29 protein-coding genes are annotated in these 25,781 nt (G+C 57.3%); 12 read left to right on the top strand and 17 right to left on the bottom strand.

The genetic code is table 11. The features are described 5' to 3' along the window. Position 1 precedes the first annotated feature (1 nt). The 6 genes from citC to citG are packed head-to-tail and all read left to right on the top strand — an operon-like array spanning position 2 to position 5,057. The gene (gene citC, locus SK47_RS18220; protein WP_045337263.1) at positions 2–1,024 is read left to right on the top strand and encodes a [citrate (pro-3S)-lyase] ligase; all 1,023 of its coding nucleotides are present in this window, start codon (positions 2–4) and stop codon (positions 1,022–1,024) included. Between the two features lie 16 nt (positions 1,025–1,040). Next, positions 1,041–1,334 carry a citrate lyase acyl carrier protein gene (gene citD, locus SK47_RS18215; protein ID WP_003862439.1) on the top strand — a complete coding sequence of 98 codons (294 nt, stop codon included), beginning with the start codon at positions 1,041–1,043 and terminating at the stop codon, positions 1,332–1,334. Beyond that, entirely contained in the window at positions 1,331–2,206 is an 876-nt protein-coding gene (gene citE / locus SK47_RS18210) for a citrate (pro-3S)-lyase subunit beta (protein WP_003862436.1), read from the top strand. Before citD ends, citE begins: the two co-directional genes overlap by 4 nt. A 10-nt stretch (positions 2,207–2,216) precedes the next feature. Next, the gene (gene citF, locus SK47_RS18205) at positions 2,217–3,740 is read left to right on the top strand and encodes a citrate lyase subunit alpha (protein WP_003862435.1); all 1,524 of its coding nucleotides are present in this window, start codon (positions 2,217–2,219) and stop codon (positions 3,738–3,740) included. After that, positions 3,737–4,276: a citrate lyase holo-[acyl-carrier protein] synthase gene (gene citX / locus SK47_RS18200; RefSeq protein WP_003862433.1), complete on the top strand. Its 540-nt coding sequence runs from the start codon at positions 3,737–3,739 to the stop codon at positions 4,274–4,276. The genes citF and citX overlap by 4 nt, the downstream gene beginning before the upstream one ends. Next, entirely contained in the window at positions 4,254–5,057 is an 804-nt protein-coding gene (gene citG, locus SK47_RS18195) for a triphosphoribosyl-dephospho-CoA synthase CitG (protein WP_003862431.1), read from the top strand. The genes citX and citG overlap by 23 nt, the downstream gene beginning before the upstream one ends. 79 nt (positions 5,058–5,136) lie before the next feature. On the opposite strand, the gene SK47_RS18190 is transcribed toward citG, so the two are convergent. From SK47_RS18190 to mutY, 4 genes are all read right to left on the bottom strand, one after another. Then, complete coding sequence (locus SK47_RS18190) at positions 5,137–6,393, bottom strand: nucleoside permease (protein WP_003862429.1); 1,257 nt, start codon at positions 6,391–6,393, stop codon at positions 5,137–5,139. Positions 6,394–6,684: 291 nt separating this feature from the next. Beyond that, a complete protein-coding gene (gene mltC / locus SK47_RS18185; RefSeq protein ID WP_003862427.1) occupies positions 6,685–7,761 on the bottom strand; it encodes a membrane-bound lytic murein transglycosylase MltC in 1,077 nt (358 codons plus the stop codon). A 124-nt stretch (positions 7,762–7,885) separates the two neighbouring features. Beyond that, positions 7,886–8,158 (bottom strand): oxidative damage protection protein, encoded by a 273-nt coding sequence (locus SK47_RS18180; protein ID WP_003862425.1) that lies wholly within the window; start codon positions 8,156–8,158, stop codon positions 7,886–7,888. A 26-nt stretch (positions 8,159–8,184) separates the two neighbouring features. Further along, a complete protein-coding gene (gene mutY, locus SK47_RS18175; protein ID WP_023314826.1) occupies positions 8,185–9,237 on the bottom strand; it encodes an A/G-specific adenine glycosylase in 1,053 nt (350 codons plus the stop codon). Positions 9,238–9,381: 144 nt separating this feature from the next. Here mutY and trmB point away from each other — a divergent pair, with 144 nt between their 5' ends. The 3 genes from trmB to SK47_RS18160 are packed head-to-tail and all read left to right on the top strand — an operon-like array spanning position 9,382 to position 11,201. Then, positions 9,382–10,101: a tRNA (guanosine(46)-N7)-methyltransferase TrmB gene (trmB, locus tag SK47_RS18170; RefSeq protein ID WP_015571843.1), complete on the top strand. Its 720-nt coding sequence runs from the start codon at positions 9,382–9,384 to the stop codon at positions 10,099–10,101. After that, a complete protein-coding gene (locus SK47_RS18165) occupies positions 10,101–10,427 on the top strand; it encodes a YggL family protein (RefSeq protein ID WP_003862421.1) in 327 nt (108 codons plus the stop codon). The genes trmB and SK47_RS18165 overlap by 1 nt, the downstream gene beginning before the upstream one ends. Before the next feature lie 57 nt (positions 10,428–10,484). Beyond that, a complete protein-coding gene (locus tag SK47_RS18160; RefSeq protein WP_003862419.1) occupies positions 10,485–11,201 on the top strand; it encodes a YggN family protein in 717 nt (238 codons plus the stop codon). Positions 11,202–11,422: 221 nt separating this feature from the next. Here the strand turns inward: SK47_RS18160 and hemW are convergent, their stop codons facing one another. The 5 genes from hemW to SK47_RS18135 are packed head-to-tail and all read right to left on the bottom strand — an operon-like array spanning position 11,423 to position 14,743. Next, positions 11,423–12,571 carry a radical SAM family heme chaperone HemW gene (gene hemW, locus SK47_RS18155; RefSeq protein WP_045895100.1) on the bottom strand — a complete coding sequence of 383 codons (1,149 nt, stop codon included), beginning with the start codon at positions 12,569–12,571 and terminating at the stop codon, positions 11,423–11,425. Next, the gene (locus SK47_RS18150; protein WP_022651831.1) at positions 12,564–13,157 is read right to left on the bottom strand and encodes an XTP/dITP diphosphatase; all 594 of its coding nucleotides are present in this window, start codon (positions 13,155–13,157) and stop codon (positions 12,564–12,566) included. The genes hemW and SK47_RS18150 overlap by 8 nt, the downstream gene beginning before the upstream one ends. A gap of 3 nt (positions 13,158–13,160) precedes the next feature. Continuing rightward, on the bottom strand, positions 13,161–13,457 hold the full coding sequence (gene yggU / locus SK47_RS18145) for a DUF167 family protein YggU (RefSeq protein WP_003860023.1): 297 nt from the start codon (positions 13,455–13,457) through the stop codon (positions 13,161–13,163). Then, a complete protein-coding gene (locus SK47_RS18140; protein WP_003860024.1) occupies positions 13,454–14,020 on the bottom strand; it encodes a YggT family protein in 567 nt (188 codons plus the stop codon). Before SK47_RS18140 ends, yggU begins: the two co-directional genes overlap by 4 nt. Before the next feature lie 21 nt (positions 14,021–14,041). After that, positions 14,042–14,743, bottom strand: coding sequence for a YggS family pyridoxal phosphate-dependent enzyme (locus SK47_RS18135; RefSeq protein ID WP_032610102.1), 702 nt, complete (start codon positions 14,741–14,743; stop codon positions 14,042–14,044). A gap of 17 nt (positions 14,744–14,760) precedes the next feature. Here SK47_RS18135 and SK47_RS18130 point away from each other — a divergent pair, with 17 nt between their 5' ends. Beyond that, complete coding sequence (locus SK47_RS18130) at positions 14,761–15,741, top strand: type IV pilus twitching motility protein PilT (RefSeq protein WP_045332866.1); 981 nt, start codon at positions 14,761–14,763, stop codon at positions 15,739–15,741. A 10-nt stretch (positions 15,742–15,751) separates the two neighbouring features. On the opposite strand, the gene ruvX is transcribed toward SK47_RS18130, so the two are convergent. The 8 genes from ruvX to metK all read right to left on the bottom strand — a co-directional run bounded on the left by ruvX (position 15,752) and on the right by metK (position 22,891). Continuing rightward, positions 15,752–16,168 carry a Holliday junction resolvase RuvX gene (ruvX, locus tag SK47_RS18125; RefSeq protein WP_003860030.1) on the bottom strand — a complete coding sequence of 139 codons (417 nt, stop codon included), beginning with the start codon at positions 16,166–16,168 and terminating at the stop codon, positions 15,752–15,754. Further along, positions 16,168–16,728, bottom strand: a complete 561-nt coding sequence (locus SK47_RS18120) for a YqgE/AlgH family protein (RefSeq protein ID WP_003860031.1) — start codon at positions 16,726–16,728, stop codon at positions 16,168–16,170. The genes ruvX and SK47_RS18120 overlap by 1 nt, the downstream gene beginning before the upstream one ends. A 74-nt stretch (positions 16,729–16,802) precedes the next feature. Further along, complete coding sequence (gshB, locus tag SK47_RS18115) at positions 16,803–17,750, bottom strand: glutathione synthase (protein ID WP_003860032.1); 948 nt, start codon at positions 17,748–17,750, stop codon at positions 16,803–16,805. 31 nt (positions 17,751–17,781) lie between these two features. Then, positions 17,782–18,513: a 16S rRNA (uracil(1498)-N(3))-methyltransferase gene (gene rsmE, locus SK47_RS18110; RefSeq protein WP_022651829.1), complete on the bottom strand. Its 732-nt coding sequence runs from the start codon at positions 18,511–18,513 to the stop codon at positions 17,782–17,784. 51 nt (positions 18,514–18,564) lie between these two features. Next, complete coding sequence (gene endA / locus SK47_RS18105) at positions 18,565–19,272, bottom strand: deoxyribonuclease I (RefSeq protein ID WP_022651828.1); 708 nt, start codon at positions 19,270–19,272, stop codon at positions 18,565–18,567. Positions 19,273–19,366: 94 nt separating this feature from the next. Next, a complete protein-coding gene (locus tag SK47_RS18100) occupies positions 19,367–19,864 on the bottom strand; it encodes a SprT family zinc-dependent metalloprotease (RefSeq protein ID WP_003860035.1) in 498 nt (165 codons plus the stop codon). Between the two features lie 58 nt (positions 19,865–19,922). Further along, the gene (gene galP, locus SK47_RS18095) at positions 19,923–21,320 is read right to left on the bottom strand and encodes a galactose/proton symporter (protein ID WP_015571832.1); all 1,398 of its coding nucleotides are present in this window, start codon (positions 21,318–21,320) and stop codon (positions 19,923–19,925) included. A 416-nt stretch (positions 21,321–21,736) separates the two neighbouring features. After that, positions 21,737–22,891, bottom strand: coding sequence for a methionine adenosyltransferase (metK, locus tag SK47_RS18090; protein WP_003860037.1), 1,155 nt, complete (start codon positions 22,889–22,891; stop codon positions 21,737–21,739). A gap of 660 nt (positions 22,892–23,551) precedes the next feature. Here metK and yqgB point away from each other — a divergent pair. Together yqgB and speA are read left to right on the top strand one after the other, a co-directional pair. Next, positions 23,552–23,683: an acid stress response protein YqgB gene (gene yqgB / locus SK47_RS23440; RefSeq protein ID WP_057979949.1), complete on the top strand. Its 132-nt coding sequence runs from the start codon at positions 23,552–23,554 to the stop codon at positions 23,681–23,683. A gap of 8 nt (positions 23,684–23,691) precedes the next feature. Next, positions 23,692–25,668, top strand: coding sequence for a biosynthetic arginine decarboxylase (gene speA / locus SK47_RS18080; RefSeq protein ID WP_017382922.1), 1,977 nt, complete (start codon positions 23,692–23,694; stop codon positions 25,666–25,668). The last annotated feature ends 113 nt before the right edge of the window (positions 25,669–25,781 follow it).

The raw sequence follows: 25,781 nt of genomic DNA, 5'->3' as shown, positions 1-25,781 counted from the left end.
CATGCAATCGCAACCCATCGATTTTCGCCACACGCTGGTGGCGAAACACCCGGAACGCTTAAGCCAGATCCGCTACCTGCTGGCAGACAGCGGCCTTGGCCTGGACAACGACATCACGCTGTTTGTCGAAGCCTGGTCCGGCGCGCAGCTGGTGGGTTGCGCCGGGCTGGCTGCCAACGTCATCAAATGCGTGGCGGTCAACGAGCAGCTTCGTGGGGAAAACCTCAGCGCGCGTCTGCTGGCAGAGGTGGAAAATGCGGCGCTGGAGCGCGGCCATTTTCACCTCTTCCTCTGCACCCGTCCGTGCAATAAGGAGCGCTTTGGCCGCAGCGGTTTCTGGCCGATTGCCCAGAGCGGGAACAACGCGGTGCTAATGGAGAACACCCCGCAGGGGATCGCGCGCTACTGCCGTACCTTAAGCCGGATGCGAAGGGGCGGGGAAAAAATTGGTGCCATTGTGATGAACGCCAACCCATTCACCCTCGGCCACCGTCATCTGGTGGAGCAGGCGGCGGCGCAGTGCGATGCCCTGCATCTGTTTGTGGTGCGTGAAGACGCCTCGTTCTTCCCGTTCAGCGCGCGCCTTGAGATGGTGCGCGCGGGCGTGGCGCATCTGCCGAACGTGGTGGTGCATGAAGGCTCGCAGTACATCATCTCCCGCGCCACGTTTCCGGCCTACTTCCTGAAGGAGACCGGCAAAGTGCAGCAGGCGTGGAGCGAGATCGACGTGCTGATCTTCCGGGACTTCATCGCCCCGGCGCTGGGCATCACGCACCGCTTCATCGGCTCGGAGCCGTTCTGCGATATCACCCGCCAGTACAACCAGACGCTGCACGACCTGCTGGCCTCGCATATCGAGGTGGTTGAAATGCCGCGCATCAAGGCCACCGGTAACGCCATATCGGCGTCCGAAGTGCGCCGCTTACTGAAGACACAGCAGTTTTCCCGGATCCGGGAGATTGTCCCGGACTCCACCTTCGCGCACCTCGAAACGCATTACCGTGCGAGTGCCGAAGTCGCTTAACTACCAGGAATTTATCATGAAAATTGTAAGGGAGGCGCTGGCCGGAACGCAGGAGTCCAGCGACCTGATGGTGAAAATCGCCCCCGCTCACGGTGAGCTGGAGATCGTCATCCACAGCGAAGTGATTAAGCAGTTTGGCGAGCAGATTCGCCAGGTGGTCAACGACACATTGCGCGCCATGAACGTGCACCAGGGATTAATCATTATTGAAGACAAAGGGGCGCTGGACTGTGTTATTCGTGCCCGCCTGCAAAGCGCGCTGATGCGTGCCGCCGATGAACAGGCCATCAACTGGGAGGCGCTGAAATGAGCAAACTCCGCCGCAGTATGCTGTTCCTGCCAGGCGCCAATGCCGCCATGCTCTCTACCGCCTTTATCTACCGTCCCGACTCCATCATGTTTGACCTTGAGGACGCCGTGGCCCTGCGCGAGAAAGACACCGCACGCATGCTGGTGTTCCACGCGTTGCAGCACCCGATGTATCAGGATATCGAAACCGTGGTGCGCATTAACCCGCTGAGCACGCCGTTTGGCCTGCTGGATCTGGAAGCCGCCGTGCGCGCGGGCGTGGACGTGATACGCCTGCCGAAAACCGACACCCCGGACGATATTTACGAGCTGGAAGGCCACCTCGAGCGTATCGAGCAGGCGTGCGGCCGCGAGGTGGGTTCCACCCGCGTGATGGCGGCGATTGAATCGGCCATTGGCGTCATCAACGCCGTGGCGATTGCCCGCAGCTCTCCGCGCCTCATCGGCATTGCGCTGGCCGCCTTTGACTACGTGATGGACATGCAGACCGAGCGCGGCGACGGCACCGAGCTGTTCTACGCCCGCTGCGCCGTGCTGCACGCCGCCCGCGCGGCAGGCATCGACGCCTTCGACGTGGTGTGGTCAGACGTTAACGATGAAGCCGGGTTCCTGCGCGAGGTCGACCTGATCCGCAAGATGGGCTTTAACGGCAAATCGCTGATTAACCCGCGCCAGATAGACCTGCTGCACAACGCCTACGCCCCGACACGGGAAGAAGTGGAACACGCGAAACGGGTGATTGAGGCGGCAGAAGAGGGCGAGCGTAACGGCCTGGGCGTGGTGTCGCTCAACGGCAAAATGGTGGATGCACCGATTATTAACCACGCGCAGGTGGTGCTGGAGCGCGCGGCGGCCTCCGGCGTGCGTCGGTAAGGATGACATAATGAATCAGACAGAACTTCTCCATATGAATTTCCCCCATCTGCGGGATCTGAAACCCTTTGATACCGCCCACAGCGCGACGCCGTGGCTGGCGGACAGCGAGGCGAAGCACAGCCGCAAGCTCTGCGCCTCTATTGAAGAGGCGGTTAAGCGCTGCGGCTTGCAGGACGGGATGACCATCTCCTTCCACCACGCCTTTCGCGAAGGCGACCGGGTGATCAACACCGTCGTGGCGCTGCTGGCGCGGATGGGCTTCAAAAATCTGACCCTGGCTTCCAGCTCGCTGATGACCTGCAACGACGCGCTGATCGAGCATATCGAAAGCGGCGTCATCACCCGGATTTACACCTCCGGCATGCGCGGCAGGCTGGCGGATGCCATCTCTCACGGGCTGATGGACGAGCCGGTACAAATTCACTCCCACGGCGGGCGCGTGAAGCTACTCCAGGACGGCGAACTGAACATCGACGTGGCGTTTCTCGGCGTGCCGTGCAGCGATGAGTTTGGCAACGCCAACGGCACGCACGGTAAATCATGCTGCGGCTCGCTGGGCTACGCGATGGTGGACGCGCAGTTTGCCCGTAAGGTGGTGCTGCTGACCGAAGCGCTGGTGCCGTTCCCCAATATGCCCGCCAGCCTGGTGCAGGATCAGGTGGACTACATCGTGCAGGTGGAGAGCGTGGGCGACCCGGCGAAAATCAGCGTCGGCGCAGCGCGCGTCACCAGCAACCCGCGCGAGCTGATGATCGCCCGCTATGCGGCGGACGTGATTGAACACTCCGGCTACTTCAAACCGGGCTTCTCGATGCAGACCGGCTCCGGCGCGGCGGCCACGGCCTGCACTCGCTTTATGGAAGAGAAGATGGAGCGCAGCGGCGTGAAGGCGCGCTTTGCGCTCGGCGGCATCACCGGCAGCCTGGTGGATCTGCACGAGAAGGGGCTCATCGAAAAGCTGCTCGACACTCAGTGCTTTGACGGCCAGGCAGCGGCCTCGCTGGCGCGCAACCCGAACCACGTGGAGATCTCCACCAACGTCTACGCCAACCCCGGCAGCAAGGCGGCAAGCTGCGACCAGCTCGACGTGGTGATCCTCAGCGCTCTGGAAATCGACGTCGACTTTAACGTCAATGTCATCACCGGCTCCGATGGCGTGATGCGTGGCGCATCCGGCGGACACTGCGACGTGGCGGCGGCAGCCAACCTGACCATTGTGGTCGCGCCGCTGCTGCGAAGCCGCATCCCGACCGTCGTGAAGCGCGTTACCACTCGCCTCACGCCGGGGGAGAGCATTGACGTGCTGGTCACCGACCACGGTATTGCGGTCAACCCGGCGCGCCCGGAGATCCGCGAACGACTCATGGAAGCAGGGATGAAGGTTGTAGATATCAACGCGCTGTATGAGCGAGCGATTTCGTTGACAGGCGTACCGAAACCGATTGAGTTCACCGACAAAATCGTCGGGGTGATCCGCTACCGCGACGGCAGCGTGATCGACACTGTGCGACAGGTGAAGGAGGAAGTATGACTTTAGCGACACCCGTGCGGGCGGGTGTCAGCCTGGAGGAACTGCTGGCGGCGAAAGAGCGCCGCGCAGCCCGTCAGGCTGACTGGCTTACGCACTATCAACAACCGGTGATCTCCCTCACGCTGGTCACGCCCGGGGAAATCAAAGACAGCCTGCGCTACCGCAACACCATGGGGGTGGCGTTACAGATGTGCGACCAGCTGCTGTGGGAAAACCGCTGGCAGGTGCTGGACCGCCTGGTGCTCTGGCTACCCACCGGACCTGAAGCATTGTGGTGCGTCGCGCATCCGGCGGCGGAAATCAAAGCGCACTGTGCAGAACTGGAGCAGACGCACCCGCTCGGCAGACTGTGGGATCTGGACGTGATCTGCCCTGAAAACGGCCTCGTGGGCCGTCAGTCGCTGGGTTCACACCTCAGACGCTGTCTGATTTGCGACGAGCCCGCCCACGCGTGTTCCCGTTCGCGCCACCATCCCGTTGAGCAGGTGGTTTCCCGCGTGGAGAAGATGATCGATGACTGGTTTGCTCGCGACTAAACCGCGCCCGGTTGACGTGCCTGCGCTTGCCGAAGCGGCGCTGTGGCAGGAGCTGGAGCTGACGCCCAAGCCGGGGCTGGTGGACAGGCTCAATAACGGCTCGCATCGGGATATGGACCATGCCTTGTTTGTCCGCAGCATTATGGCGATTACGCCGTGGTTTGCCCGGTTTGCGGAACTGGGTGAAGCACATGCGGCCAAACCTGCCGATCGGCAGTTGCGGATTCTCCGCCCAATGGGAATGGCCTGCGAGCAGGCAATGTACGCCGCCACGGGCGGGGTAAATACCCACAAGGGCGGTATTTTTGCTCTTGGTTTGCTCTGCTTCGCCGCCGGTCGTGTGAAAAATATCTCTGCGGATAGCCTCTGTTGTGAGGTAAGTAACATCTGTCGCGGGCTGGTGGCGCGGGAGCTGGCCGGGCGCAGCGGGCAAGCAACGGCGGGGGAGCGGCAGTTTCAGCATTACGGCTTAACCGGGGCTCGAGGCGAGGCGGAGAGCGGCTTTGCGACGGTGCGTAAGGCGCTGGGGCAGTGGAACGGACAGTTGCTTCACGACCTGCTGTTGCGCCTGATGGCGGTCAATCAGGACAGTAATCTCGTGTCACGCGGCGGCATTCAGGGGCTGCGCTATGTTCAGGGCTACGCGCGTGAATTACTGGCAAGTGGCTGGGATCGCGAGGCGCTGCTTAAGATGGATAAGGCACTGATTGAACGAAACCTGAGTCCGGGCGGCAGCGCGGATTTGCTGTCGGTGGGGTGGGTGCTGTCTGCTATAAAATAGCCGGGTGGCGGCTTCGCCTTACCCGGCCTACGGTCTGGTTTTGTAAGCCCGGTAAGCGCAGCGCCACCGGGCACAACAATCAATGCGCGATCGGCTGCGCACCATTCGGCACGCGAACATGCTTGTACTTGAACAGCGCGATGAACGCGAAGAACAGCACCAGCGAGTACCCGGCGAAGATCAGCCACACCGGCTGCCAGTCTGTAATGCCGTTGGTGGTGTACATCTCAACCACTTTACCGCTTACCACGCCGCCCAGAATACAACCGAAGCCGTTGGTCATCATCAGGAACATGCCCTGCGCACTGGCGCGGATTTCAGGCTTCACCTCTTTTTCCACAAACACCGAGCCGGAGATGTTGAAGAAGTCGAAGGCACAGCCGTAAACAATCATCGACAGAACCAGCAGCACGGTGCCGAACGCGCTTGGGTCGCCATAGGCGAACAGACCGAAGCGCAACATCCAGGCGGCGATACTGATCAGCATGACGTTCTTGATGCCGTAGCGGCTCAGGAAGAACGGGATGGTCAGGATGAACAGCGTCTCGGAGATCTGCGAGATGGACATCATCACCGACGCGTGTTCGACGATAAAGCTCCCGGCAAACAGCGGATCGTTATCGAAGCTGTGCAGGAAGGTATTACCGAACATGTTGGTGATTTGCAGTTCCGCGCCCAGCAGCATGGAGAAGATAAAGAAGATCGCCATGCGCTTGTTTTTAAACAGTGCGAAAGCGTCCAGGCCAAGCATGGTGCTCCAGCTCTGGTTTTTCTGCTGGTTAGACACCGGAATGGTGGGCAGCGTCAGGGTGAACAGCGCCAGCAGCACGGAGAGCGCGGCACCAATATACAGCTGCATATGGCTCAGCTCGAAGCCCGCGAAGCTCACGCCCCACATCGCCATGATAAAGCCGATGGTGCCCCAGATACGGATAGGCGGGAAGTCGGTGACGATATCCAGTCCGGCAGATTTCAGGCGGTAGTAGGAGATGGTGTTGATCAGGCCAAGCGTTGGCATATACGCCAGCGAGTTAAGCAGGATCACCATAAACATCGCCCCCGGCGTGGTCACTTCGGCCGCCATAAACAGCGTCCCCGCACCCACCAGATGGCAAAGCATGTATAGCCATTTCGCACTTAACCATTTATCCGCCACGATACCGAGCAGCGTTGGCATGAAAACAGCCGCAATGCCCAGCGAGCTGTAAACGGCACCGATCGACGCACCATCGAACTTGAGCGTCACAAACATATAGGAGCCGAGTGTAGTCAGCCAGCTACCCCACAGGCAGAACTGCAGAAACGACAAGATTTTAAGCTGCAGCTTAAGGTTCATGTTACTTTCCTCACAAGTGAGCGGGAGATATGTTGTTATAGGAACATTCAGGGTTGTTATTTGATGCAATTCTATCAGTTGGCAACGTTATGTTTTGTTACCTCCCGCAAAAAAATGCAATCCACATTAATTTGCAGTCTGGATTGTGATGCAAATAGCATTTTCGTATGGGTGGGGTGGATGAGTGCGGCCTGATGCCCCCTCACCCTAACCCTCTCCCCAAAGGGGAGAGGGAACTTGAACACCCTCTCCCCTTTGGGGAGAGGGCAGGGTGAGGGGTGGTGTTGGTTTTTAGCGGCGACGATAGTTCTTCTGCGCCGTATTCACCTTATACAGATAGCGGCGGGATTCCGCAGACGGGTGGCGGGTGGTGAGGGTAGCGTACACATCCCCCGGCGCCATGCTGTTGATGATGTTCGCGGCCTGCACTTTGTCATTCGAGAAGACGCGCAGCACGCTGCCCGCCCCGCCGTTGTAGGCGGTGATCACCGCATAGCGACGTGAGGTTGGGTTATCAATCCCGCCGAGATAGACATTGTTCAGCATCGCCAGATAGGCCGTGCCGGTATCAATGTTGCTCTGCGGGTCAAACAGGTAGCTGCGGCTCGGCGTGCCGGATTTCCCCTGCGCGCGGAACACGTCTTTACCGGCGCTGTGCTGCACAACCTGCATCAGCCCCAGCGCGTCGGAACGGCTTACCGCGTAGGGGTTGAACGAGGACTCGGTCTGCATAATCGCCAGGATCAGCGACTCATCCACGCCATACTTACGCGACGCCTGACGCACCATGCCCAGATACTTATGCGCACGCTTGTCGAGGTGGTTCGGCACCAGGTTGATGGTGACGCTGTAGATCACTTTCAGGCCGTTGGTACGGCTTTTCAGGCGCGTTTGCAGCAGATAGTCGGCAAATTTCGTGGCGCGGCCTTCCCAGCGGATCGGCTGACCGGTCTGGTCAACGACCTGGCCATACAGGAACGGCTCTTTGGAGATGGTGATGTCATCGGCATCAGAGTAGAGGTCGATAGACCCCGGATCGTCGCCCATCAGCAGGGTTTTAATGATGGCCTGACGTAAATGCGCCGCAGGTTCAGTCCCCGCGATGGTTTCAACCGTAATCGTACCGTCATCAAAGTTGATGTGGCTACGGGTCTGATAGGCGTCGGTGTACTTAACGTAGTCCTTCGGTCCGGCAATAAGAACTTCGTTAAATCCCCATATGTTCTCGATGTTGTGGGCAAACTGCCCCATCAAAATGTCAAAACCGTTGGTGTCCTTGACCCAGGCTTCGTTGTATTCATCGCCTTTTTTGGAAGAACAAGACACAAGCAACGGCGCAACAAGGGCTAGCGCTAAAAGTTTTTTCATCATTCCGGGAGTGCGTGTTGTGTTTGCTTTGGGGTTGCTGTTGCCGGGCGGCGCTGCGCTTACCCGGCCTACATAACCGTAGGCCCGTGCAAGCGCAGCGCCGCCGGGCAGCAGCTGCGCGTTATTATTTTTCCGGTGGCGTATAGCCTTCGATGTGGACGTCTTTACCCTCGAACAGGAAGTTCACCATCTCCTGTTCCAGCAGTTTGCGGTGTTCCGGGTTCATCATGCTGAGCTTTTTCTCGTTGATCAGCATGGTCTGTTTTTTCTGCCACTGTCCCCAGGCTTCTTTGGAGATCTCGTTGTAAATGCGCTTACCCAGGTCGCCCGGGTAGAGCTGGAAATCCTGGCCTTCAGCGTCGCGCTGTAGGAAAGTACAAAAAATGGTTCTGGCCATACTCATTCCTCTTTGTCTTGCCGATGCTAAACCATTGCACCGACACGTAATTGCTGTAACAGGCGCTCCACGGGAGCCGCCAGCCCGACTGATGGCGGTTGCGCTAAGTTATACCAGAGAGCGGTGCCTTCATCCATGCACGACGTGAATGAGGACACGGGAAGCCACATCGGCACAATGTCCAGATGGAAATGGCTGAAGGTATGACGGAACGCGTTGAGTTGCGTCAGGGTTTCGGCCGCAATGCCGCGCTGTTCAAGCCATGCCCGAAGCGAGGCTTCATCCTCAAACTGTGGGAAGCAGTATAGACCACCCCACAGGCCACTCGGCGGGCGCTGAGCGAGAAACACCTCGTCGCCATGCTGCATCAGCAGCATGTACCCGGTGCGTTCAGGCAGCGTCTGCTTCGGTTTTTTCCCCGGATACTGCGCCCAGGTGTGGTTCGCATAGGCCACGCAGAGGTTGTTTACCGGGCAGAGTTCGCACTTCGGTTTTGAACGGGTACAGACCATCGCGCCCAGATCCATCATCGCCTGGTTAAAACGCTCCACCCCTTTCGCCGGAGTGACCGCTTCACTTATCTCCCACAGGCGTTTCTCAACCTCTTTCTTACCCGGCCAGCCATCTACGGCGTAGCAGCGTGCGAGCACGCGCTTGACGTTGCCGTCGAGAATAGGGAAATGTTTGCCTAAAGAGAGGGAGAGAATGGCGCCTGCGGTCGAACGCCCGACGCCGGGCAAATCCGCCACCTCGTCGAAGGTTTCCGGGAATTTACCATTGTGGCGCGTCGCGACCTGCTGTGCGGCCTTGTGCAGGTTGCGCGCGCGGGCGTAATAGCCAAGCCCGGTCCACAGGTGCAGCACCTCGTCCAACGGGGCGTTCGCCAGATCGGTGACTGTCGGGAAGCGCGCCATAAAACGCTCGAAGTAAGGAATGACCGTCGCGACCTGCGTTTGTTGCAACATCACCTCGGAGAGCCATACTTTGTACGGCGTTTTTTCAATTTGCCAGGGCAGGGTTTTACGCCCGTATTTGTCGTACCAGTCCAGCACCTGGGCTGAAAATTGAGAGGCTTGCATGGTCATCGATTCGCTTAATCAGGGACGCAGATTGCAGCACAGCGTCAATCTGCTGTAAACCGGATCTTTCCCATGCTTGCATAGAAGCCTTAACTTTGGATAATGCCCGTTTCCCGAACATTCTCACAAGCAGACAACTCTTTTATGAAAAACGACGTCATTTCACCGGAATTTGATGAAAACGGTCGCCCGCTGCGCCGTATTCGCAGCTTTGTCCGCCGTCAGGGGCGCCTGACAAAAGGGCAGCAACACGCGCTGGACAACTACTGGCCGGTGATGGGCGTTGAGTTCAGCGAGCAACCGCTCGACTTCACCGACCTGTTTGGCCGCGACGCGCCAGTGACCCTGGAGATCGGCTTTGGTATGGGCACCTCGCTGGTCACTATGGCGAAAGCGCGCCCGGAGCAGAACTTCCTCGGTATTGAAGTACATTCGCCGGGCGTCGGCGCATGCCTGGCAACGGCCCATGAAGAGGGCGTTGAGAACCTGCGCGTCATGTGTCACGACGCGGTGGAAGTGCTGCACAAAATGATTCCTGACAATTCTTTGAACATGGTTCAGCTCTTTTTCCCTGACCCATGGCACAAAGCGCGTCATAATAAACGCCGTATCGTTCAGGCACCGTTTGCCGAGCTGGTGAAAAGTAAGCTCAAGCTGGGCGGCGTTTTCCACATGGCAACCGACTGGGAACCTTATGCGGAACATATGCTGGAAGTGATGTCGTCCCTGGACGGGTATAAAAATCAGTCTGAAAGCAACGACTACGTACCGCGTCCGGATTCACGTCCGGTGACAAAATTTGAACAGCGTGGCCATCGTCTTGGTCACGGCGTATGGGACTTAATGTTCGAGAGGGTGAAATAATGGCAAAGAATCGTAGCCGTCGTCTGCGTAAAAAGATGCACATCGAAGAATTCCAGGAAGTGGGTTTCTCCGTTGCCTGGCGTTTCCCGGAAGGCACCAGCGTTGAGCAGATCGATCAGGACGTTGATGCGTTCATCAACGAGGTGATCGAGCCAAACAAGCTGGCCTTCGACGGTAGCGGCTATCTGGCGTGGGAAGGTCTGATTTGCACCCAGGAAGTGGGGAAATGCACCGAAGAGCATCAGGCGCTGGTACGCAAATGGCTTGAAGACCACAAACTGGAAGATGTCCGCGTTAGCGAACTTTTCGACGTTTGGTGGGACTAATAAAGCAAGAACGGGGCCAGCATTAGCTGGCCCATTTTGTCTGAGGGAGTGTTTAAGATGCGCAAAACGTTGCTGGCTGTTGCTTTACTGGCAATCGGATCCACCGCCCATGCGGAGTATAAATGTAGCGTCACCCCGCGTGATGACGTGGTGCTGAGTCCGCAAACCGTGCAGGTTAAGGGCGAGAATGGCAATCTGGTGATTACGCCGGATGGCAACGTGACCTTTAACGGCAAACCGCAAAACCTGACGGCCGCCCAGCGCGAGCAGGCGATGGACTACCAGGCCGAGTTGCGTACCGCGCTGCCCTGGATCAACGATGGCGCGCTGACCCGCGTTGAAAAGAGCCGCGTGGCGCTGGATAAAATCATCACCAAAGAGGTGGGGGAGAGCAGCAATATGCGCACCCGCCTGACGAAGCTGGATAAGCAGCTGAAAGAGCAGATGAACCGTATTATCGAGACGCGCTCTGATGGCCTGACGTTCCACTATAAGGCGATCGATCAGGTGCGTGCCGACGGTCAGCAGCTGGTGAACCAGGCGATGGGCGGCATTCTCCAGGACAGCATCAACGAGATGGGCGCCAAAGCGGTGCTGAAGGGTGGCGGTAATCCTTTGCAGGGTGTACTGGGTAGTCTGGGCGGACTGCAAACCTCGATTCAGAACGAGTGGAAGAATCAGGAAGCCGATTTCCAGCAGTTCGGCAAAGACGTGTGTAAACGCGTGGTGTCGCTGGAAGACAGCCGGAAGGCGCTGGTGGGGACGCTGAAGTAAGATCTCTGCGCGCTGGGCCCCTCACCCTGACCCTCTCCCCATGGGAGGGTGTAATCGTTCCCTCTCCCTGTGGGAGAGGGTTAGGGTGAGGGCATCAGGCATTGCAATCGTTGCAAAATAGCCATCAGCACCTGCTCTTCATTAGCCCTGAATTCATTTTTCCGTCCCCACACTCTGCCAGCCTTTCCCTCAGCCAGCAGAACGGGATGTAAAATTCTGAATCAGCCTTCAGGATTTTCAGCGAGGAACAACTCAAGAAGGGAGTTCAGGAACAGCTTGCCGTGCTCGGTGATCTGCCAGGACACATCACACTCGGTCAGATACCCCTGCGCCAGCGCCTCGTCAATCTGCGGGCGAATCACTGACTCCGACAACCCGGTGTAGAGCGCAAACTCCGCGCGCGGAGCGGCTTCCAGCAGACGGAAGCGGTTCATAAAGAACTCAAACGGCTTATCCACCGCCTCGACGTCGTGCTGACGCTCCAGGTAGCGGCCTTCCATATACCCGCGTGGATGACGCGTTTTGGCGGTACGCAGAATGCGTCCGTCCGGGAAGGTCACCTTGCCGTGCGCACCGCAGCCAATTCCGAGATAGTCGCCAAAACGCCAGTAGTTCAGATTGTGCTGACACTGATAGCCCGGCTTCGCATACGCCGACGTTTCGTATTGCTGATATCCCGCCGCGGTCAAAAGCTGGTGGCCCTGCTCGAAGATATCCCACAGCGCGTCGTCGTCCGGCAGCACCGGCGGGCGCGAACCAAACAGGGTGTTCGGTTCAATGGTCAACTGATACCACGACAGATGCGGCGGGTTCAGTTCAATCGCCTGACGCAAATCGTCAAGCGCTTCTTCGAGCGACTGATCCGGCAGGCCGTGCATCAGGTCGAGGTTAAAGCTGCGCAGCCCAAGCCCCGTTGCCAGGTTTGCCGCGCGCTTTGCCTCTTCCGGGCCGTGAATGCGCCCCAGACGCTTCAGCTTTGGCTCGCTAAAGCTCTGCACGCCGATAGAGATACGGTTCACGCCCGCACGCTGGTACTCGACAAAACGGTCGGCCTCAACGGTGCCGGGGTTGGCTTCCATCGTAATTTCAGCATCCGCTGCCAGGTTCAGGCGTGCGCGCACACCGTCCAGCAGCGTCTGCATCGCCGGGCCTGAAAGCAGGCTCGGCGTACCGCCACCAATAAAAATGGTCTTCACTTCACGTCCCTGTGCGTACGGTACATCGGCATCCAGATCGGCCAGCAGATGCGCGACGTAATCATCGTGCGGCACTTCACCCTTCAGCGCGTGCGAGTTGAAATCACAGTACGGACATTTCTGCACGCACCATGGGATGTGAATATAAAGACTCAGAGGCGGCAAATTAGCCATTACGCAGTGCTTCCAGTAACAGTTTCAGGGCGCGTCCACGGTGGGAGATCGCGCTTTTCTCTTCGCGGGTGAGTTCCGCAGCGGTTTTGCCCTCGGTCGGGACAAAGAAAATCGGGTCGTAACCAAAGCCGCCGTTGCCCGCCGCTTCACGGGTGATCACGCCCGGCCAGCTGCCGTGACAGACAATCGGCGTGGGATCTTCCGCGTGACGCATGTAGACCAACACGCAGTGGAACTGCGCGGTACGCTGTTCGTCAGGAACGTCTTTCAGGGCCACAAGCAGCTTTTCCAGGTTCTGCTGGTCGGTGGCGTCCGGCCCGGAATAGCGGGCGGAGTAAATCCCCGGCGCACCGCCCAGAAAATCCACGGCCAGACCGGAATCATCGGCAATCGCGGGCAGTCCGGTTACCTGCGCCGCATGGCGCGCTTTCAGAATGGCGTTTTCGATAAACGTCAGGCCGGTCTCTTCGGCGGAGTCCACGCCCAGCTCGGTCTGAGCCACCACGTCCAGCCCAAAATCATTTAATAGCGAGGCCAGCTCGCGCACTTTACCGGCGTTACCGGTGGCGAGAACAACTTTCTGCATGGTTTAGTCCTGTTCTGTCAGAGCCGCGACTTCCGTCGGGATAGATTGCGGGTTAAGGATTTTTACCTGTTTATGCCGGCCAAGTTCACCTTTCTCAATGATGACCTGGCTTTTAGCGACGCGAAACTGTTTAGCCAGATATTTGGTCAGATGCGCATTCGCCTGGCCGTCAACCGGCGGGGCCGTGATGGCGACTTTTAGCTCGTCGCCATGCAGCCCAACAATACTGTCGCGGCTGGCTTTCGGCTGAATGTACAGCCGTAAAACCAGCCCGTCGGCGCAGGGGCTAACTGCACTCATAACGCCATCCACAGCCCCGGCAGCAGCATATTACCCGTCGCCTGTAACAGTTCCGCGATACCCATATTCAGCACGTACAGCAGCAGAACGAGAAGCATCGGTGAGAAGTCGATTCCGCCCATCGCAGGCAGCAGGCTACGAATTGGACGCAGCAACGGTTCTGTCAGCTGAATCAACGCGTACTCCACCGGGCTACGGCCCCGGCTTACCCAGCTCATGATCGCCATCACCAGCAGGACCCAGAAGATCAGCGAGCCGACGGTTTTAACCAGGATCAGAACGGCTGAAATCCAGATAATCGGCTGGAAAGTGATGACCATAAACAGCACGATCGCTTTGATAACGCTCAGAATAAACGCCATCAGCAGAGATGAACTGTCAATCGGCCCCATTGCCGGAATGATGCGGCGAAGCGGCCCCACAATGGGCTGCGTGATTTTCACGATAAATTGTGAGAATGGATTGTAAAAATCACAACGGGCCCACTGCATCCAGACGCGCAACAGCAGCGCCATCGTATACAGTTCAATGACCGTTGAAAGCAGGAAAGTCAACGTCTTCATGGCGTTCCTCAGGTTTCCTTATTATTGGGGGTAATCGCGCGCACCGAAAATTGCTGTGCCGATGCGCACCATGGTGCTGCCTGCCGCGATGGCGGCTTCCATATCATCCGACATGCCCAGAGAAAGCGTGTCTACCGTGTCATAGCGCGCTTTAAGCGCCTCAAATGCTACAGCCATTTGCTGTGCTACGGCAAACTGCCTTTCATAACTTGACTCTGGCGCCGGGATAGCCATCAGCCCGCGCAGGGTTAAGCGCGGCAGCGCCGCCACGTCCGCCGCCAGCGCATCCAGTTCGCTCAGCGTAATGCCGGACTTGCTGTTTTCATCGCTGATGTTGATTTGAATTAGCACGTTAAGCGCTGGCATCTCAATAGGGCGCTGGTCGCTCAAACGGGTAGCGATACGCAGACGATCGATGGTGTGACACCAGTCGAAGTGCTCTGCTACCAGACGGCTTTTGTTCGACTGTAGCGGACCGATAAAGTGCCATTGCAGGTCTGCATTTCCCCGTTCCCGGAAAGCGAGAATCTTATCTACGCCTTCCTGCACATAGTTTTCACCAAAGGCACGATGACCGGCGGCTATCGCTTCTGCGATGGCGCTCGCAGGCTTGGTTTTGCTGACTGCAAGCAACGTAATTTCTTCTGGAGCACGGCCGCAACGTGTTGCCGCGGCTGAGATTTTGTCCCGGACCTGTGCCAGGTTATGCGCAATGTCGTTCATTTTCCGAGGAGTAGTCTATGGATGTGGAAGAAATTGTGGCCCTTAGTGTAAAGCATAACGTCTCCGATCTACACCTGTGCAGTGATTCACCTCCGCGCTGGCGCAGGTCAGGCCGTCTTGAACCTGCGCCGTTTCCGCCCCCGGATGTGGAGGCGTTATTAAAAGCGTGGCTCAACGATGAACAGCAGGGCGCCTGGTGGGCAAATGGGCAGGTTGATTTTGCCGTTACCCTCGCAGACCGTCAGCGCCTGCGCGGCAGTGCGTTTAAGCATATGCACGGCGTTTCGATCGCGCTGCGCCTGTTGCCGCTGACGTGCCCGCAGCTCTCTGCGTTAGGCGTGCCGCGCGCGATCCCGGAGCTTTTGTCCAATGACAATGGCCTGATTCTGGTCACCGGCGCCACCGGCAGTGGGAAATCGACCACCCTGGCCGCGATGGTCGATTTCCTCAATCACCAGACGGACGGGCATATTCTGACCCTTGAAGATCCGGTGGAGTTTATGTACCAGAGTGAACGTTGCCTGATCCAGCAGCGGGAGATAGGCCTGCACAGCCCGTCCTTTGCCGAGGCCCTGCGCAGCGCGCTGCGTGAAGATCCGGATGTGATTCTGCTTGGTGAGCTGCGCGACAGCGAGACGATACGCCTGGCGCTGACGGCGGCGGAAACCGGCCATCTGGTGTTGGCCACGCTGCACACGCGCGGTGCGGCGCAGGCGATCGAGCGCCTGGTCGATACCTTTCCGGCGCAGGAGAAAGATCCGGTGCGTAATCAACTGGCGGGAAGCCTGCGTGCGGTTCTGGCGCAGAAGCTGCGTCAGGATGTCCAGGGCGGGCGCGTGGCGCTGTATGAGCTACTGGTGAATACGTCGGCGGCGGCAAACCTGATCCGCGAAGGCAAAACCTGGCAACTGCCGGGCATTATTCAAACGGGGCAGCAGGCGGGGATGCAGAACTTTGAGCAGAGTCTGGCGGAGCGACGGGCGCAGGGGCGGCTGTAGGCCCCGGCGCTCAGTAACCCTGGTCGAAATAGCTTTCGAGGATAATGACGGCTGAAGCTGAATCCACGCTGCCTTTGTTCAACGCCCGGAAGCCACCGTGCTCGAACAGGCCAGCGCGTGCCTCGACGGTGCTCAAACGTTCATCGTGCAGCTTAACGGAGACACCAAAGCGGCCATGGATTTTGTTCGCGAACTTGCGCGCGCGGGCGGTAAGCGGCTGCTCGGTGCCGTCCATGTTCAGCGGCAGACCGACAATCACGTCGTCCGGCTGCCACTCTTTGAGCAAGCGCTCAATAAGGTTCCAGTCCGGCGTGCCGTCGTTAGCTTTCAGCGCAGTGAGCGGGCGAGCGGTGCCGGTGATCCGTTGACCCACAGCGACGCCGATGCTTTTGGTGCCGAAGTCGAAGGCGAGAAGGGTGCCGCTCATTACGCGTGCCCCGCAACGCCAGGCATGGTCAGAATATCAATGCCAATCAGTTTTGCCGCGTCACGCCAGCGATCGGCGATAGGGGTTTTAAACAGGATATTCATATCCGCAGGGGCCGTCAGCCAGGCGTTATCCAGAATTTCTTGTTCCAGCTGCCCTTTTTCCCAGGAGGCGTAACCGAGCGCAACCAGCACCTCAGAAGGCTGACTGGCAGTGCCCAGCGTTTCAAGCACATCGCGAGAGGTGGTGACGACGGTGTTATCGGAGATACGAATGCTGGACGAGAAAACCGGCGGGGTATGCAGGATAAAACCACGATCTTCTGCAAGCGGGCCGCCGAGCATCACCGGTTTATCGAGACGGATTTCCGGCAGCCGCGCTTCAGCAGGGATTTTCAGCTTGTCCAGAATCCCTTCAACCTGAAGGTTTTCCAGCGGCTTATTGATGATAATCCCCATCGCGCCGTCTTCGTTGTATTCACAAATATAGACCACGGCGCGGCGGAAAATCGGATCCTGGAGAGCAGGCATGGCAATAAGAAAGTGATGCTGTAAATTCATTGTCAGAGGTACTGTTTCCTGGTTTAAAAAGCGACAGCGCCCAGTATGGGGATAAACACAGGCGCTGTCACAGGTTATTTCTGTAAACGTTTTTCGATAGCGTCCATCAGCATTCCGGTGATCGAGATCGGGAATTCCGCTTCGATTTCACGAATGCAGGTTGGGCTAGTGACGTTCACTTCGGTCAGACGATCGCCGATGATATCGAGGCCAACGAAGATCAGGCCTTTGGCTTTAAGCGTAGGGCCGACGCGGCGGGCAATTTCCCAGTCGCTTTCGCTTAACGGACGCGGTTCGCCACGGCCGCCAGCCGCCAGGTTGCCACGGGTTTCCCCTCCCTGCGGGATACGCGCCAGGCAGTAAGGCACCGGCTCGCCGTCTACGACCAGCACACGCTTGTCGCCGTCTTTAATGGCTGGCAGATAGTTCTGTGCCATACAGTAGCGGGTTCCCAGCTCGGTCAGCGTTTCGGCAATCACGCCAATGTTCGGATCGCCTTCTTTCACCCGGAAGATCGACGCGCCGCCCATGCCGTCCAGCGGTTTCATGATGATGTCGCCGTGCTTCTGCCAGAATTCTTTCAGCTGCGTTTTGCTGCGGGTGACGAGCGTTTCCGGCGTCAGGTCAGAGAACCATGCGGTATAGAGCTTCTCGTTGCAGTCGCGCAGGCTCTGCGGCTTGTTGACGATCAGCGTGCCTTTCTCTTCGGCACGCTCAAGGATATAGGTGGAATAAATGTATTCGGTGTCGAACGGCGGATCTTTACGCATCAGGATGACGTTGAGGTCGGCCAGGGCAATATCCTGCTCGGTACCGAATTCGTACCATTTTTCGTAGTTCTGCTCGACGTTAACGATGCGGGTGCGTGCGCGGGCTTCACCGTTGATCAGGTAAAGATCGTTCATCTCCATGTAGTGGAGTTCATAGCCGCGACGCTGCGCTTCCAGCAGCATAGCGAAGCTGGAGTCTTTCTTGATGTTAATGTTTGCGATGGGGTCCATCACGATGCCGAGCTTAATCATCTTCTTCTCCGGTTATGGGTCAGGCTTTGCTTCAACCCAGATCGCCAAATCGCACCTGTAGCGCGGTAATGGCGGTGAGTGCCGTTGTCTCAGTGCGCAGAACGCGAGGTCCCAACAGAATATCAGTAAACTGGTAACGCGCCGTCATGGCAATTTCGTCAGCCGACAGGCCGCCTTCCGGGCCAATCAGCAGGCGTACACGCTCAACGGGCAGCGGCAGCGTATTGATGCTGGCGCTGGCGCGCGGATGAAGATTGAGCTTAAGCCCGCTTTCCTCTTCTGCACACCAGTCCTCCAGATCCATCGCCGGGCGGATCTCCGGGATACGATTGCGGCCGCTCTGTTCGCAGGCCGCAATGGCAATTTTTTGCCACTGCTGGATCTTTTTGTTCAGACGTTCCGCATCCAGTTTAACGCCGCAGCGCTCAGAAAAAAGTGGCGTAATGAGGCTTACACCCAGTTCAATGGATTTCTGAACGGTGAACTCCATCTTTTCCCCACGCGACATCACCTGGCCCAGGTGAATGTGCAGCGGCGATTCCCGGTCATCCACGTCGCCACGCAGCACCTTCACGTGCACGCTTTTTTTATCGGCGCGCGTAATTTCAGCGTCGAAAACCTGATTAGAGCCGTCAAAGAGCTGAATCGCCTGGCCTGCACCCATGCGCAGCACGCGACCTACATGGTTTGCAGCATCATCAGACAGGGCGATTTCGCCGCCTGGGGTAATCAGTTCAGGGTGATAGATGCGAGGGATGCGCATAGTCAGAAATTCCATGTGTCATGCGATATAAGCGAATTGCCGTAGTGTAGGTTAGCTCTTTTGCGCCTGGCAAGCCCGCTGGACGTAAGGGTTGTGATTCCCCTGGACTTTGGCGATACGTTCGTCGCGCTGGCATTCCCAGTCCGTCACCGGGTAGAGCTTGTCCCAGGCATTGAAGAGCTGCGTCTGCTGGCGGGAAAGTTTGAGATCGTAGCGGTCGCGCATATAGAAATAAGTGCGGGCGATGCTACCGCGCGCGCGGGCAGGCGGTTCGGCGACTTTCTCTTTGAAATCGACCTTCATGGCGCACTGGCCGTACTGGCCTTCGCCACCGTTCCACTGGCTGTACATGAAGTTTCCGCGGTCGCCATTGACCTCACCCACGGCGGGTTGCAGGTTGTGCATATCGCTTTCCATCTGGCGGTAGACCGGATCTTTTGCGCAATTTTTACGTCCACCGTCCTGCCAGCACTGGCGCTGGTGGCCAAACTGCCAGGCCGGAACGACGTGTTCCCATTCGATTCGGCTGGCGCGGTTCTCGTTCTTGCGCACCTTATAGCCGCAGGATCCCAGATCCACGACCCCTTTCTTACCCTGCCAGTTAATTTTACAGCCGCAGTAGAAATCACCCGGTACGTCGGCGTTAATCTTTACGCCTGCGGTTTTTGCCTGAGAGAAACTGTGAATACCGTCGGCCAGAGCATGGCCGGAGAGCGCTGTCGCCAGAAAAGCGACCGCGAGAGAAACATTACGGGACATCTTACACTCCGTGTCAAAACGAGCCCGCAACGTAACGAATGTTGTTCCCGTATGCAATCAGTCAGATCAGGAAAGTTCCTGAAAGTTCGCGTGATTATTCCGCAACCAGCGGTTCGCCGCATTTAACGCAGCGGTAGGTCGCCTCGCCCCGCACTACGCGGTTATGGCGGCGGACGGTAAGCTGGTGCTGCTGGCACTGGCAGCGGTAGGGGAAGGTATTGCGGCGTACCGATTCCAGCTCGAACTGATGGGTGCGACGGGCCGGAACGCCGAGCACCGCCTCCATCATCCACTTCCACTCTTTGCCGTGCGGCGCGACGCGGCCAAAGTGCTTCCACACCAGCAGATGCGCCAGCTCGTGCGGCACCACTTCTTCGATAAACGCCTGCTGATTTTCCATCATCAACACCGGGTTGAGGCGGATCTCATACGATTCCAGCCAGGCGGTACCTGCCGCGGTGCCACGCTGCTGATAGACCAGCTTCGGTTCAGGATAATTGCGGCCGAGCTTCAGGTTGGCCTGGGCGAGTTTTTCCCGCAGGCTGCGCATAACGGCTTGCTGAATGGCGATGGGGAGACGGGGTGCTTTCATAGGGGCAGAGCATAAAGCGGGAAGCGGGGAGGCGCAAGAGGCGCCTCCCGCAGGAGGATCAGTCGTGTGCGCCGATTTCGCGCAGAGGACGACCTTTCATCAGGTTACGTTCAATGTGTTCCAGTGAAACATGTTTGGTTTCAGGAACCAGCCAGATAGTGAGAACAATAAAGAAAAGGTTCAGACCGGCGTAGACCCAGAAGGTGTTGGCATTACCCAGAGTATTAAGCATGGTCAGGAACGTTGCGCCGACGATCATGTTGGCAATCCAGTTGGTCGCGGTAGAGCAGGTGATGCCAAAATCACGTCCTTTCAGCGGCTGGATCTCAGAGCACAGCACCCAAATCAGCGGACCGGCGCTCATCGCAAACCCAATGATAAACATCAGCAGCATCGCCACGGCGAAGTACTGTGCCGTTGGGGAGTGAATGCCCATGTGCATCATGGTACCCAGCACGCCCATCCCGACGGCCATCACCAGGAAGCCCAGCGTCAGGGTTGGCTTACGTCCCCAGCGGTCCACCAGACCGATAGCGATAAAGGTCGCCAGCACGTTGGTCAGGCCAACGATCACGGTGCCCCACATCTGCTCGGTGGTGTTGGTGTAGCCCGCCAGTTCGAAGATTTTCGGCGCGTAATACATGATGACGTTCATCCCGGTGAACTGTTGCATGATCTGTAACAGCACGCCGAGGAACACCGCGCGGCGGAAGTTGCTGTTCTCTTTGAACAGCGCCCAGCCGGACTGTTTGACCTTCAGGCTTTCGCGGATCTCTTCCAGCTCGTTTTTGGCTTCGGCGCTGGTATCACGCAGGCGTAAGAGCACGCGTTCGGCATCATGGAAGCGGCGTTTGGCGGCGAACCAGCGCGGACTGTCCGGCAGGAAGAAGACGCCAATCAGCAGCAGGATGGCAGGAATGATGATGACGCCCAGCATCCAGCGCCATGCGCCGCTGTAGCTGAATGCGGTATCGGAGAGATAAGCCCCCAGAATACCGATAGTGATCATCAGCTGATACATGGAAATCATGCTGCCGCGGATTTTTTCCGGAGCGATTTCAGACAGGTACAGCGGGGCAGTATAAGACGCCACGCCCACTGCCAGACCGAGCAGCACGCGGGAGATGATCAGCACTTCAACATTAGGCGCAGCGGCAGAGAACAGTGAGCCGGCAACGAACAGGATCGCGCCAATCATCAGGCTCTTTTTACGCCCGAGCTTAAAGGAGAGCCAGCCGCTGCCGACCGCGCCGACGGCGGCACCGAACATCATGGAGCTAACCACCCATTCCTGAGTGTGTGCGCTAATCTGGAACTCATCGGTGATGAAAGGTAATGCACCGGCAATTACGCCAATATCCAGGCCAAAGAGTAATCCTGCCAGAGCGGCGAGGAAGCAGACGAAGAACGTCATTGCCTTATTGGACGTACGCCCCTGTTTATTATTGTCAGGCATTATGCCCTCCAGTTGGGTTATCAGTTTTTACGATATAAAGAGTAGGTGAGCGGCTCATAAAAATATGTGAGTCAAATCACAACGGTGTAATCGGTTACACTGGCTTGTAACCGTAAAAATAATTAAAGCTTTGAAAATATAGAGGTAAATTAATTGATGTGCATCGCGTTTGCACAAATTTCAGACTTAACTGAAAGGGAATGTAACAGCAGAAGAAATGCGATCATGCAAAGAGAATATTCTGAAAGCGGGGTATAGAGAGTGAGGTGTAAACGGTTCCAAACATTGTCGGGTGGCTGCTGCGCCTTACCCGGCCTACAAAAACTCACTACCCGTAGGTCGGGTAAGGCATAGCCGCCACCCGACATAAAAAAGGCCAGCACAAAGGCTGGCCTGTTTAAGCTGCTGGCAGTCGATTATTTCAGACCGGCAGCATCACGCAGCAGGGCGGCTTTGTCGGTTTTTTCCCATGGGAAATGTTCGCGACCAAAGTGACCGTACGCTGCGGTTTCCTGGTAGATTGGGTGCAGCAGATCCAGCATCTGAATCAGACCGTATGGACGCAGGTCGAAGAACTCACGCACCAGCAGGGTCAGCTGTTCAGAAGGCACTTTTTCAGTACCGAAGGTTTCCACCATGATGGAGGTTGGCTCAGCCACGCCGATGGCGTAGGAAACCTGAATTTCACAGCGGTCAGCCAGACCGGCAGCAACGATGTTTTTCGCCACATAACGTGCAGCGTACGCGGCAGAACGGTCAACTTTAGACGGATCTTTACCGGAGAATGCGCCGCCGCCGTGACGTGCCATGCCGCCGTAGGTATCTACGATGATTTTACGACCGGTCAGACCGCAGTCACCCATTGGGCCGCCGATAACAAAGCGTCCGGTTGGGTTGATGAAGAATTTGGTCGCAGAGCTCAGCCATTCAGTTGGCAGAACCGGCTTGATGATCTCTTCCATCACCGCTTCTTGCAGGGATTTCTGGTCAATCTCTTCAGCATGCTGCGTGGAAAGAACCACGGCATCAATACCGACGATTTTCCCGTCGTCATACTGGAAGGTCACCTGGCTTTTCGCATCCGGACGCAGCCACGGCAGGGTGCCGTTTTTACGTACTTCAGCCTGACGCTGCACCAGACGGTGTGCGTAGGTCACCGGCGCTGGCATCAGCACGTCGGTTTCGTTGGTTGCGTAGCCGAACATCAGGCCCTGGTCGCCCGCGCCCTGTTCCAGCGGATCGGCACGGTCAACGCCCTGGTTGATGTCCGGAGACTGTTTGCCAATCGCGCTCAGTACGGCGCAGGAGTTGGCATCAAAGCCCATATCAGAATGTACATAGCCGATCTCACGCACCGTGTTACGGGTGATCTCTTCGATATCAACCCATGCGCTGGTGGTGATCTCACCGCCAACCAGAACCATGCCGGTTTTGACATAGGTTTCACACGCTACGCGCGCCTTTGGATCCTGCGCGAGGATCGCATCCAGCACCGCATCGGAGATTTGGTCAGCAATTTTATCAGGATGTCCTTCTGATACGGACTCGGACGTAAACAGGTGTTTTGCCATGTTTTATTTCACCTAAGAGGAATTTGGTTAGCTCAAGCTGCTGTGTGGAATAGCCATAGGAGATAATTCTACCAAGGCCTACAGGATTTTGACACTGGCAGTCTGAGTGTTAATCGGTATGGATGGATTAACATCTGGACGTCTATTTTAGGTCACTTCTTCACCCGATTTCCAGTTTTTTTTGACTCACCTCTCATTGCGTTGAAAACACGGCTGGAAATTTTTCCTGACGACGCTGGCAACCTGCGCATTTTTGTTTTGCTTTTTAGCGACCTTCTCGGTATAAAACGCGGCGCGCGGCTCATATAAAATAAGCGCTCGATGAACACATCGTGTCGCCACTTCCAGCCGGGTTAAGCAGTGAACTTTTAGCTTTGGCTTGTGGTCCGTTTCAGCAGAGGCGGCCGTGGAGGTGATACCAGATAATGAACCATCGTTTTCCGCTCATTCAGCGCAGCCGTTCTGGCGCGCATTTGATTCCCACCCGCACTTCTGGTCTAAACACCTGCCGATGTTATACCCATCTCGGTGCTTCTCAGGATTCCAGAGCCGGTCACGCTTTGTGAAAACTGAACAAGGGCGCTCTTGTTAATACAGGAGTTTTCTCGTGGTTTCGCCGAACCTTGTCATACAGAGTTCGGATACGTGTTTTACAATGATATGAATAAGAAACCGGTCGCACGGTCTGGATTTCAGCATACTCTGCTGGGAAATGGAGCCGTTAATGGGTTGTTATCGCCGTATAACGCTGCGATAGTAGTCAACTGTTTTACACTTAATACAAAGAGTTGAGGTTCGCTATGTCTGACGACATGTCTTCGCTTTCGCCTTCGTCAGCAGGCGAACAGGGTGTACTACGTTCTATGCAGGAGGTTGCGATGAGCTCCCAGGAAGCCAGCAAGATGCTGCGCACTTACAATATTGCCTGGTGGGGCAATAACTACTACGACGTTAACGAGCTGGGCCACATCAGTGTCTGCCCGGATCCGGACGTCCCGGAAGCGCGCGTGGATCTCGCTAAACTGGTGAAAACCCGTGAAGCGCAGGGTCAGCGCTTGCCTGCACTGTTCTGCTTCCCGCAGATCCTGCAACATCGCCTGCGTTCTATTAACGCCGCGTTCAAACGCGCGCGGGAATCGTATGGTTATAACGGCGACTATTTCCTCGTTTACCCGATCAAGGTCAACCAGCACCGTCGCGTGATTGAGTCCCTGATCCACTCCGGCGAGCCGCTGGGCCTGGAAGCAGGCTCTAAAGCGGAGCTGATGGCGGTTCTGGCGCACGCGGGCATGACCCGGTCGGTGATCGTCTGTAACGGCTATAAAGATCGCGAATACATTCGTCTGGCGCTGATTGGCGAGAAGATGGGCCACAAGGTCTATCTGGTGATCGAGAAGATGACCGAAATCGCGATCGTGCTGGAAGAGGCCGAGCGTCTGAACGTGATCCCGCGCCTTGGCGTGCGTGCGCGACTGGCGTCGCAGGGTTCCGGTAAATGGCAGTCTTCCGGCGGTGAAAAATCCAAGTTCGGCCTCGCGGCGAACCAGGTGCTTCAGCTGGTGGAAATTCTGCGCGAGCGCGGTCGTCTGGACAGCATTCAGCTGCTGCACTTCCACCTCGGCTCGCAGATGGCCAACATTCGCGACATCGCCACCGGCGTGCGTGAATCGGCACGTTTCTACGTTGAGCTGCATAAGCTCGGCGTGAATATTCAGTGCTTTGACGTGGGCGGCGGCCTGGGCGTGGACTACGAAGGGACCCGCTCGCAGTCTGACTGTTCGGTAAACTATGGCCTGAACGAATATGCCAACAACATCATCTGGGCGATTGGCGATGCCTGCGAAGAGCACGGCCTGCCGCACCCGACGGTGATCACCGAATCCGGCCGCGCGGTCACGGCGCACCATACGGTACTGGTCTCTAACATCATTGGCGTTGAGCGTAGCGAAATCACCGAAGCCACGCCTCCGGCAGACGATGCCCCACGTTCCCTGCAAAGCATGTGGGAAACCTGGCAGGAGATGCACGAGCCGGGCACGCGTCGTTCCCTGCGCGAATGGCTGCACGACAGCCAGATGGACCTGCACGATATTCACGTCGGCTACTCGTCAGGCACATTCAGCCTGCAAGAGCGCGCGTGGGCCGAGCAGCTCTACCTGAATATGTGCCACGAAGTGCAGAAACAGCTCGACCCGAGCAACCGCGCGCACCGTCCGATTATCGACGAGTTGCAGGAGCGTATGGCGGACAAAATGTACGTCAACTTCTCCCTGTTCCAGTCGATGCCGGATGCCTGGGGTATCGACCAGCTGTTCCCGGTTCTGCCGCTGGAAGGGCTGAACCACGCCCCGGAACGCCGCGCCGTGCTGCTGGACATCACCTGTGACTCTGACGGCGCGATTGACCATTACGTCGACGGCGACGGTATTGCGACCACTATGCCAATGCCGGAGTACGATCCGGAGAACCCACCAATGCTGGGCTTCTTTATGGTGGGGGCGTATCAGGAGATCCTCGGCAACATGCACAACCTGTTCGGTGATACCGAAGCGGTTGACGTGTTTGTCTTCCCTGACGGCAGCGTGGAGGTTGAGCTGTCCGACGAAGGGGACACCGTGGCGGACATGCTCGAATACGTTCAGCTGGATCCGAAAAAACTGCTCACCCAGTTCCGCGATCAGGTGAAAAACACCGGTCTGGACGACGCGTTACAGCAGCAGTTCCTGGAAGAGTTTGAAGCGGGTCTGTACGGGTACACCTACCTGGAAGATGAGTAGGTAAACTCCCTCTCCCGGTGGGAGAGGGGCGGGGTGAGGGCAACAGACCGCACAATGCCCTATACTCACTTGAACCCGTATGAATTAACGGCGATAATTCGCCCCAATTAGCG

This window comes from Enterobacter sp. BWH52, from assembly GCF_001037565.1.
Lineage (GTDB): Bacteria > Pseudomonadota > Gammaproteobacteria > Enterobacterales > Enterobacteriaceae > Enterobacter > Enterobacter hormaechei_C.
The sequence above is the reverse complement of the archived record's forward strand: the minus strand, read 5'-3'. Positions and strand labels throughout refer to the sequence as shown.